This window comes from Arthrobacter sp. 08Y14, assembly GCF_002929455.1.
Taxonomy (GTDB): Bacteria; Actinomycetota; Actinomycetes; order Actinomycetales; family Micrococcaceae; genus Arthrobacter_B; species Arthrobacter_B sunyaminii.
In genome coordinates, this window is sequence record NZ_PJIX01000002.1 from 1,270,365 (window position 1) to 1,278,730 (window position 8,366).

Sequence of the window (8,366 nt, forward strand, 5' to 3'; positions counted from 1 at the left end):
GCTCCTAGCGGGCTGACTGGACGGATGCGGCGGCGGCGAAGCCGGCAGTGCCGGGGACGGATTCAAGGTCCGAAGGGGAACTGAGGGTTCCGCGGACGGCGGTCGCCGCGGCAACCACCGGGGAGACCAGGTGCGTACGTCCGCCCTTGCCCTGCCGGCCTTCGAAGTTGCGGTTGGAGGTGGAGGCGCAGCGCTCCCCCGGGGCCAGCTGGTCCGGGTTCATGCCCAGGCACATGGAGCAGCCGGCGAAGCGCCACTCGGCACCGAAGTCCTTGAACACCCGGTCCAGCCCTTCGGCTTCCGCTTCCAGCCGCACGCGGGCGGAGCCGGGAACCACCATCATCCGGATATTGGGGTCCTTTTCCCGTCCGCGGATGATGTCCGCAGCAATCCGCAGGTCCTCGATCCGGCTGTTGGTGCAGGAGCCCAGGAACACGGTGTCCACGCGGATGTCCTTCAGCGGCGTCCCCGGAGCCAGGTCCATGTACGTCAGGGCACGTTCCGCCGCGGCCCGGGCGTTCTCATCGGCAAAGTCCGCGGGGTACGGAACGGATTCCGAGAGCGAGACGCCCTGGCCGGGGTTGGTGCCCCAGGTGACGAAGGGCTCCAGCGCGTCCGCGTCCAGGAACACTTCGGCGTCGAACACGGCGTCATCGTCCGTCTGCAGCGACTTCCAGTGCTCCACGGCGGCATCCCAGTCCGCGCCCTGCGGTGCGTGCGGTTTGTCCTTCAAGTAAGCGAACGTGGTCTCGTCCGGTGCCACCATGCCGGCACGGGCGCCTGCTTCGATGGACATGTTGCAGATGGTCATGCGGGCTTCCATCGACAGGGACCTGATGGCGGATCCCCGGTATTCCAGCACGTAGCCCTGCCCCCCGCCGGTGCCGATCTTGGCAATCACGGCCAGGATGATGTCTTTGGACGTGACCCCGGGGCGCAGGGTTCCTTCAACGTTGATGGCCATGGTCTTGAAGGGCTTCAGCGACAGCGTCTGGGTGGCCATGACGTGTTCCACCTCGGAGGTGCCGATGCCCATGGCCAGGGCACCAAACGCGCCGTGGGTGGAGGTGTGCGAGTCGCCGCAGACCACGGTCAGTCCGGGCTGGGTGAGGCCCAGCTGGGGACCCACCACGTGCACGATGCCCTGCTCGGCGTCGCCGAGCGGGTGCAGCCGGACACCGAATTCCGCGCAGTTGGCGCGCAGTGTTTCGATCTGGGTGCGGCTGATGGGATCGGCAATGGGCTTGTCGATATCCAGGGTGGGGGTGTTGTGGTCCTCGGTGGCAATGGTGAGGTCCGGGCGCCGCAGCTTCCGGCCCGCGAGGCGCAGCCCCTCGAAGGCCTGCGGGGACGTTACCTCGTGAATGAGGTGAAGGTCGATGTAAAGAAGATCCGGCGCACCGTCTTCACCCTTAACGACAACGTGCTCGTCCCACACCTTTTCCGCCAGCGTCCTGCCTGCTGCGTGCTTACCCATGCCAGATACTCCTTGTGAAGTGTCTTCCGCGGACCGTAAAAAATACGGCCGCGCAAAGCCGATGGATTAAGAGAACCAGCCGCCGCAGCCGGGGCGCCAGTTTTTCGATTTGCATCTCAAATATTGAGACGGCAGTATCAACTTATGGACATAACTGAAAGCGCGGCCAGCGGAGTCGGCGTTATTGATAAAGCGGCCATGGTGCTGGATGCGCTGGAGGCAGGCCCCACCACCCTGGCTCAGCTGGTGGCCGCCACCGGACTGGCGCGTCCTACGGTGCACCGCCTCGCCGTCGCGCTGGCCCACCACCGGCTCGTGGGCCGGGACATCCAGGGGCGCTTTGTCCTGGGCGGACGGCTCGTGGAGCTCGCTTCCGCGGCCGGGGAGGACCGCCTGATCGCTGCCGCCGGTCCCGTACTGCTGGCCCTGCGTGATGCCACCGGCGAGAGCTCGCAGGTTTTCCGCCGGCAGGGCGAATGGCGGGTCTGTGTGGCGTCCGCGGAACGGCCTATCGGACTGCGGGACACCATCCCCGTGGGCACGCAGCTGTCCATGAAGGCCGGATCCGCTGCCCAGTGCCTGCTGGCCTGGGAGGATCACGACCGTCTGCTGGAAGGCCTGCACAACGCACGGTTTACCCCCACGGTCCTGGCCGGGGTGCGGCGCCGCGGCTGGGCGCAGAGCCTGGGCGAACGCGAGCCCGGAGTGGCGTCGGTGTCCGCCCCCGTCCGCGGGCCGTCCGGCCGCGTCATTGCGGCGGTATCCATTTCCGGTCCCATCGAGCGGCTGACCCGCCAGCCCGGCAGGATCCACGCCGAAGTGGTGGCCAAGGCGGCCGCGCAGCTCACCGAAGCGCTGCGGAAGACCGCCGACTAGCCCTATTCTGGGACTCTTCCCGACGCCGAGGAGTTCCCATGAAACGGCTGCGCCTGCTGTGGAACATTGTCCGGATTACCAGCGCCGACTACGTCTTTTACGGGTTCCTGGCGGTGCTGGCAGCGGCCGGTTTTGCGCTGCCGCGGTTTGAATCCGGCATCCCCACGTTTGGGGACGCCCTCTGGTACCTTTTTGTCTCCTTTACCACCATCGGTTTTGGCGACTTCTCTGCCGTAACGACGGCGGGACGGCTGGTCACCGTGGCGGTGTCCCTGTACGGGATCCTTGTGGTTGCCCTGCTAACCGGCATCATCGTGGGTTTCTACAACGAATTGCTGAAGGTGCGTTCCAACACCTCGCTGAACGAGTTCGTGGCCGAGCTGGAGCACCTGCCGGACCTGTCCCGGGAAGAGCTCCTCGCGCTGGCGGAAAAGGTCCGGAAAAGACACATCCTGCGGTAGCGCCCCCCTGCCGGTTGTTCAGCCGGCGAAGTGGTCCCAGCCTGTCGCGGGCGGGGCCTGACCGCCGAAGGTGACGCCTTCGCCGTCGTGCACCGCGCCTATCCGGACAAAGCCCTCGGGCAAAACAGCGTCCGGCGGGAAGGCTGCCAGGAGGCCGTGGTCCTCTCCCCCGCCCAGGACCCATGACAGCGGGTCGGCGCCGACCCGGGCCGCCGCCGGCGCCAGGGACGCGGCTCTGGTGCGGAGGTAACCGGCGTCGAGGTCGATGCCCACTCCCGAGGCGCGGGCGATCCGGCCGGCGTCGCGCACCAATCCGTCTGAGACATCCAGCATGGCCGTGGCGCCGGCGGACGCTGCGGCAGGCCCTGCGCCGGTTCGCGGCAGCCGCGGCCGGCACTGCGCCATCACGAGACCGGCAAGCTCCTGATCACCGGCTTCCCCGGGATCCGACATGTCAAAGCTGCTTTCCAACACGGCGAGGCCGCCGGCAGCCAGCCCCAGGGCCCCGATGTGGGCCAGAATGTTCCCCGGCCGGGCTCCGGAGCGCAGCACCGGTGCCCGGCCCTCCAGATCACCCGTGACGGCGGCTGTGACGACTATCTGGCTGCCGCGGCCCAGGTCTCCGCCCACTACGGAGCACCGTTCTGAAGCCAGGGCCGAGATGCCGGCGGCAAGTCCGTCGGCGAGGTCCTCCACCCATTTCACTTCCGTGCTGCCGGGCAGGGTGAGGCTGACAACCAGTGACGTGGGGACGGCGCCCATGGCGCGGATATCGGAAACGTTCTGTGCAACGCACTTCCAGCCAACATCGAACCCCGTGGTGCGGTATCCGGAGGGCCAGAGCAGGCGGAAGTCCGCATCCTGTACGAGGGTGTCAATGGAAATCACGGTACGGGAATCAGGAGCGGCAATAACCGCGGCGTCATCACCGGGTCCCAGCAGCGCCGTATCCGCCCCCAGGCGTGGAAAAATCAGGGCAAGGAGGGCTTTTTCATCCAGGTCCGCCACTGTGGGCGCATTCAGAGGCACGGGGGAATTCCTTTTGAATTAACGTCGCGGAACGCATCGGGTTCCAGGCTGGAAAGCTATCTCGGTCCTGCTTGGCCGTTTTTCCCGGAGGTTTTCCATGGTGCCATATCCGGACAACAAAAAAGCCAGCTCCGGAGAAACTCCGAAGCTGGCTAGATGGTGACCCCAGCGGGATTCGAACCCGCGTTACCGCCGTGAGAGGGCAGCGTACTAGGCCGCTATACGATGGGGCCATGTACAAGCAGTCTGCCCCTAAAGGCGTCTTGCTTCCTTTTTGCTCAATCTGGAAATTGAACTCAATAAGTTTTTCATACTTACTGCTGATCTTCAAATTGATAATTGCTTATCAATTGAGAACCGCTGGGATACCAGGACTCGAACCTAGAATGTCGGTACCAGAAACCGATGTGTTGCCAATTACACCATATCCCACTGCGCTTTTCCGGCCGCTTCGGAGAACTTTTTCCCCGCTGCAACCCCTCAGCACGAGATATAACTATACACGGGTTCCGGGGGAAGCACAAAACGCGTCCCTGACCCTTCCGGCCAGCGTCAGCTCCCCACCAGAGCCGCCACCTCGCTGAGGGACCGTACGGTGCGGAAATCACCGTCAGCGGGTGCGTCGGTTTCCTGGCGCACCGGTGACGGGTTCTCCGCCCGGTCGAGCCAAATCCCCTGCAAACCGGCGGCGCAGGCCCCCACGGCGTCAACGCGCAGATTGTCCCCTATATAGAGGGTCTGCCCGGGCTCGGTGCCGAGCAGGCGGACCCCCTCCAGAAAAATTGCCGGGTCAGGTTTGGCTGCCCCGACGGAGTCGATGCCCACCAGGACCCCGATCCGCTGCAGGCCAGCGGCGTCGAGCTTTGACCGCTGGTAGTCGTGGACGTTGTTGCTCACCGCACCGTAGGGAATGCCGCGCATGTCCAGCTCGTCGAGGAGCGGAACCACGTCATCGAACGCCCGAAAGTGGAGGGGCAGCATTTCCTCATAGGCTTCGTTCCACATTCTTGCAGCGTCGCTGTCCAGCGGCGCCAGGCCTGCCTGCTCCCGGGCATGCTGCACCCGCAGCACCCGCTGGTCGGCAAAACTCAGGTGTCCTGCCAGGTAGGCGTCGTAGTGCCCCTGCGGGTCAGCGGCGAAGAGGGACGTGTAGGTGTTCCAGTCCGACGGGGTGAAGTGCGCCAAGTCCTTTTCACCGAGGGCCTGCAGGGTGGTGCCCATGGCAGCCTGCAGGTCCACGAGGGTCTCGTCGATATCGAAGAGCGCCCCGCGGACCTGCGGGCGGTGGAGCATGGAACTAGCCTGCGTTCCGGAAGGCCCGCATACGCGCCAGCGAGGAGTCCTTGCCCAGGATCACCATGGATTCGAACAGCGGCGGCGAGATGCGGCGGCCGGACACAGCGGTGCGGACCGGGCCAAAGGCCAGTCGCGGCTTGATCCCCATCTCGTCCACCAGTGCCGTGCGCAGCGCTGCCTGGATGTTCTCAGCAGTCCACTCATCGACCGGCTCCAGGGCGGCAAGGGCCGCATCCAGCACCTCGGTGAGGTTGGCAGGCAGGCCCTTCCGGGCGTCGTCGGCCACGTCAATGGCGTCGTCGGCTTTGAAGAGGAAGCCCAGCATCTCCGGTGCTTCACCCAGCAGGGTGATGCGCTCCTGGACCAGCGGTGCGGCTTCGGTGAGGATTTCCTCTTCGCGTGCGGTGAGGGTCTCCCCCACCAGGCCGGCCTGCTGCAGGTACGGGATGAGGCGGTTGCGGAAGTCTTCGGGATCCAGCATGCGTACGTGGGTGCCGTTGATGGCCTCGGCCTTCTTCAGGTCAAAGCGGGCCGGGTTGGCCAGGACATCGTGGATGTCGAAGTTTTCCACCAGCTGGTCAACGGTGAAGATGTCTTCATCGGCGGACAGCGACCAGCCCAGCAGCGAGAGGTAGTTGAGCAGGCCCTCGGGGATGAAGCCGCGTTCGCGGTGCAGGAACAGACTGGACTCCGGATCGCGCTTGGAGAGTTTCTTGTTCCCGCCGCCCATCACGTAGGGCAGGTGTCCGAAGAGCGGCATGTACTGGGCCACTCCGACGTCGATCAGGGCCCGGTAAAGCGCGATCTGCCGGGGCGTGGAGGAGAGCAGGTCCTCGCCGCGAAGCACATGGGTGATGCCCATGAGCGCATCGTCCACCGGGTTCACAAGCGTGTAGAGCGGGGCGCCGTTGGCGCGGACCACCACGAAGTCCGGAACGGTGCCGGCCTTGAAGGTGATTTCGCCGCGGACGAGGTCGTTGAAGGTGATGTCCTCATCGGGCATGCGCACGCGCAGCACCGGTGAGCGGCCCTCAGCCTTGAAAGCTTCAATCTGCTCAGGCGTCAGGTCGCGGTCAAAGTTGTCATAGCCGAGCTTGATGTCGCGGCCGGCCGCACGGTGGCGGGCCTCGATCTCCTCCGGCGTGGAGTAGGACTCGTACAGATGGCCGGCGTCCTTGAGCTTGGCGATGACGTCCTGATAGATCTCGCCGCGCTGGGACTGGCGGTACGGCTCATGCGGGCCGCCCACGTTGACGCCTTCATCCCAGGTGATGCCCAGCCAGTCCAGGGCGTCCAGAAGCTGCAGGAAGCTCTCTTCGCTGTCACGGGCGGTGTCGGTGTCCTCGATGCGGAACACCATTTTTCCGTCGGTGTGCTTGGCATAGGCCCAGTTGAACAGGGCGGTCCGGATGAGGCCCACGTGCGGGGTTCCGGTGGGTGAGGGACAGAACCGCACGCGCACTGGCGTGTTGTCATCGACGGTGGGCAGGTCGGCAAGTGAAGGCAGGTTAGTCATGATGCTTCCAGTTTAGTCTCTTGCCGTGTCCGCCCTGACGATTACAGGCTGTAAGTCAGCAGCCAGAGGAAGACACCGCCGCCGGCCAGCACGCCAACGGCTGCCGCGGCACCGGTTTTGGCGCTGCGTCCGCGGCCGCTGATCACGGCGGCAACGCAGACGCAGGCAGCGGCGGCAGCCAGGACCGCACCAGCCACGCCCGGAAACAACAGGAAGAGAAGGACCGGAAGCACGACGGCGGCGGCCGCATAGGTGACATCCGCCCATTCCAGCCGGGCGGCCCTGGAGACCGCCGCGGTCAGGGCGTAGGCCGCGATCATGCCGAAGACGACGGCTGCCAATGCCCGCGGCCCGTCGGTCCAGCGGACAACACGAAGCACCATGAACGCAGCTCCGAACGCCCCGAGGATTATGGGCGGAGCCCCCAGCCGGTTGAGGCCCCGCCGCAGGTCTCCGCGCTTATCCAAAACCGTCACCAGGGCCCACGGAAACAGGGCAATCAGCACAGCTGACCCAACACCCCAGACCAAGGCGGTGGCGCCGTCGTCATTCAGGAAAGGGGCAGCGAACAGGGCAGCCGCCCACACGGCGCCGGGCGGCAAAAAGCGCCGGACCAGGGCACTGCGCACCGGTCCGGCGCTGGGGTTGCTCATGCTTAGCTGCGGGCGGTGTTCGAGAGGCGGCCGATGCCTTCGATGGAAACCTCGTAACGTTCCCCGTCGGAGATGAGACCTACACCTGCCGGCGTGCCCGTGAGGATGACATCGCCGGGCAGCAGGGTAAAGGCCTGGGAGACGTAGGAGACAAGTTCCTTCACGCCCCAGACCATCTGGCTCGTGTTCCCGTCCTGGACCAGCTCACCGTTGAGGTAACCGCGGACGGCTACATCGTCAGTGTCAAGGTCGGTTTCAATCCAGGGGCCGAGGGGGCATGAGGTGTCAAAGCCCTTGGCGCGGGCCCACTGGCCATCGGTGCGCTGGGCATCGCGTGCGGTCAGGTCATTGGCGCACGTGTACCCGAAGACAACCTCATCCACGCGGTCCAGCGGTACGTCCTTGCAGATCCGGCCGATGACGACGGCGAGTTCGGCCTCGTAGGAGATCTCGTCCGAGAAGGCCGGCAGCACAACGGGATCGTTGGGGCCGATGACCGAGGTGTTGGGCTTGAGGAACATCAGCGGAGCAGGCGGAACTTCACCGCCCATTTCGGCTGCATGGTCGGCGTAGTTTTTGCCGATCCCCACCACCTTGCTGCGGGGAATGATGGGTGCCAGCAGCCGGACATCTTCCAGCTTGTGGCGCTCCCCCGTCAGCTGAACGCCGGAGAAGAACGGATCGCCCTTGATGACGGCAATTTCTTCCTGGCCCTCATCTCCGTCCACGACGCCGAACGCTGGGTCACTGTCTTGTACAAATCGAGCAATACGCATGTTCTCAAGCCTAGTAGAAGATTGCCCGGTTCCGCTCCCGCGATGCGGGGTTAAACGATGCAGGGCTAAACAAGGGCCCAATGAAACAAGGGCCGGGTTAAACAAGTTGGGCCCCGCAACCATGCGGGGCCCAACTCTCTGAACAAATATTGTCCGGCGGTGACCTACTCTCCCACATCCTCCCGGATGCAGTACCATCGGCGCTGTGGGTCTTAGCTTCCGGGTTCGGAATGGGACCGGGCGTTTCCCCCACGCTATGACCGCCGTAACCCTACCACCCAC

At 65.0% G+C, this 8,366-nt stretch carries 8 protein-coding genes, 2 tRNA genes and 1 rRNA gene; 2 read left to right on the forward strand and 9 right to left on the reverse strand.

The window, feature by feature from the left end; all coding sequences use genetic code 11:
* Positions 1 to 4: 4 nt before the first annotated feature.
* Entirely contained in the window at positions 5 to 1,477 is a 1,473-nt protein-coding gene (leuC, locus tag CXR03_RS12430; RefSeq protein ID WP_104104007.1) for a 3-isopropylmalate dehydratase large subunit, read from the reverse strand.
* 144 nt (positions 1,478 to 1,621) lie between these two features.
* On the opposite strand from leuC, the gene CXR03_RS12435 reads away from it, so the two are divergent.
* Positions 1,622 to 2,353 (forward strand): IclR family transcriptional regulator, encoded by a 732-nt coding sequence (locus tag CXR03_RS12435; RefSeq protein WP_104053794.1) that lies wholly within the window; start codon positions 1,622 to 1,624, stop codon positions 2,351 to 2,353.
* A gap of 38 nt (positions 2,354 to 2,391) precedes the next feature.
* Positions 2,392 to 2,814, forward strand: coding sequence for a potassium channel family protein (locus CXR03_RS12440; protein ID WP_104104008.1), 423 nt, complete (start codon positions 2,392 to 2,394; stop codon positions 2,812 to 2,814).
* An 18-nt stretch (positions 2,815 to 2,832) separates the two neighbouring features.
* Here the strand turns inward: CXR03_RS12440 and thiL are convergent, their stop codons facing one another.
* The 8 genes from thiL to rrf all read right to left on the reverse strand — a co-directional run bounded on the left by thiL (position 2,833) and on the right by rrf (position 8,352).
* Positions 2,833 to 3,843, reverse strand: a complete 1,011-nt coding sequence (gene thiL, locus CXR03_RS12445; RefSeq protein WP_104104009.1) for a thiamine-phosphate kinase — start codon at positions 3,841 to 3,843, stop codon at positions 2,833 to 2,835.
* Positions 3,844 to 4,000: 157 nt separating this feature from the next.
* Positions 4,001 to 4,076: transfer RNA gene (locus tag CXR03_RS12450), tRNA-Glu, on the reverse strand.
* A gap of 127 nt (positions 4,077 to 4,203) precedes the next feature.
* Positions 4,204 to 4,275, reverse strand: a tRNA-Gln gene (locus CXR03_RS12455).
* 120 nt (positions 4,276 to 4,395) lie between these two features.
* A complete protein-coding gene (locus CXR03_RS12460; protein WP_104104010.1) occupies positions 4,396 to 5,136 on the reverse strand; it encodes an HAD family hydrolase in 741 nt (246 codons plus the stop codon).
* Positions 5,137 to 5,140: 4 nt separating this feature from the next.
* Positions 5,141 to 6,655 carry a glutamate--tRNA ligase gene (gltX, locus tag CXR03_RS12465; RefSeq protein WP_104104011.1) on the reverse strand — a complete coding sequence of 505 codons (1,515 nt, stop codon included), beginning with the start codon at positions 6,653 to 6,655 and terminating at the stop codon, positions 5,141 to 5,143.
* 41 nt (positions 6,656 to 6,696) lie between these two features.
* Positions 6,697 to 7,308, reverse strand: coding sequence for a hypothetical protein (locus CXR03_RS12470; RefSeq protein ID WP_104104012.1), 612 nt, complete (start codon positions 7,306 to 7,308; stop codon positions 6,697 to 6,699).
* 2 nt (positions 7,309 to 7,310) lie between these two features.
* Positions 7,311 to 8,084: a fumarylacetoacetate hydrolase family protein gene (locus tag CXR03_RS12475; protein WP_104104013.1), complete on the reverse strand. Its 774-nt coding sequence runs from the start codon at positions 8,082 to 8,084 to the stop codon at positions 7,311 to 7,313.
* 151 nt (positions 8,085 to 8,235) lie between these two features.
* A 5S ribosomal RNA gene (gene rrf / locus CXR03_RS12480) occupies positions 8,236 to 8,352 on the reverse strand.
* Positions 8,353 to 8,366 lie beyond the last annotated feature (14 nt).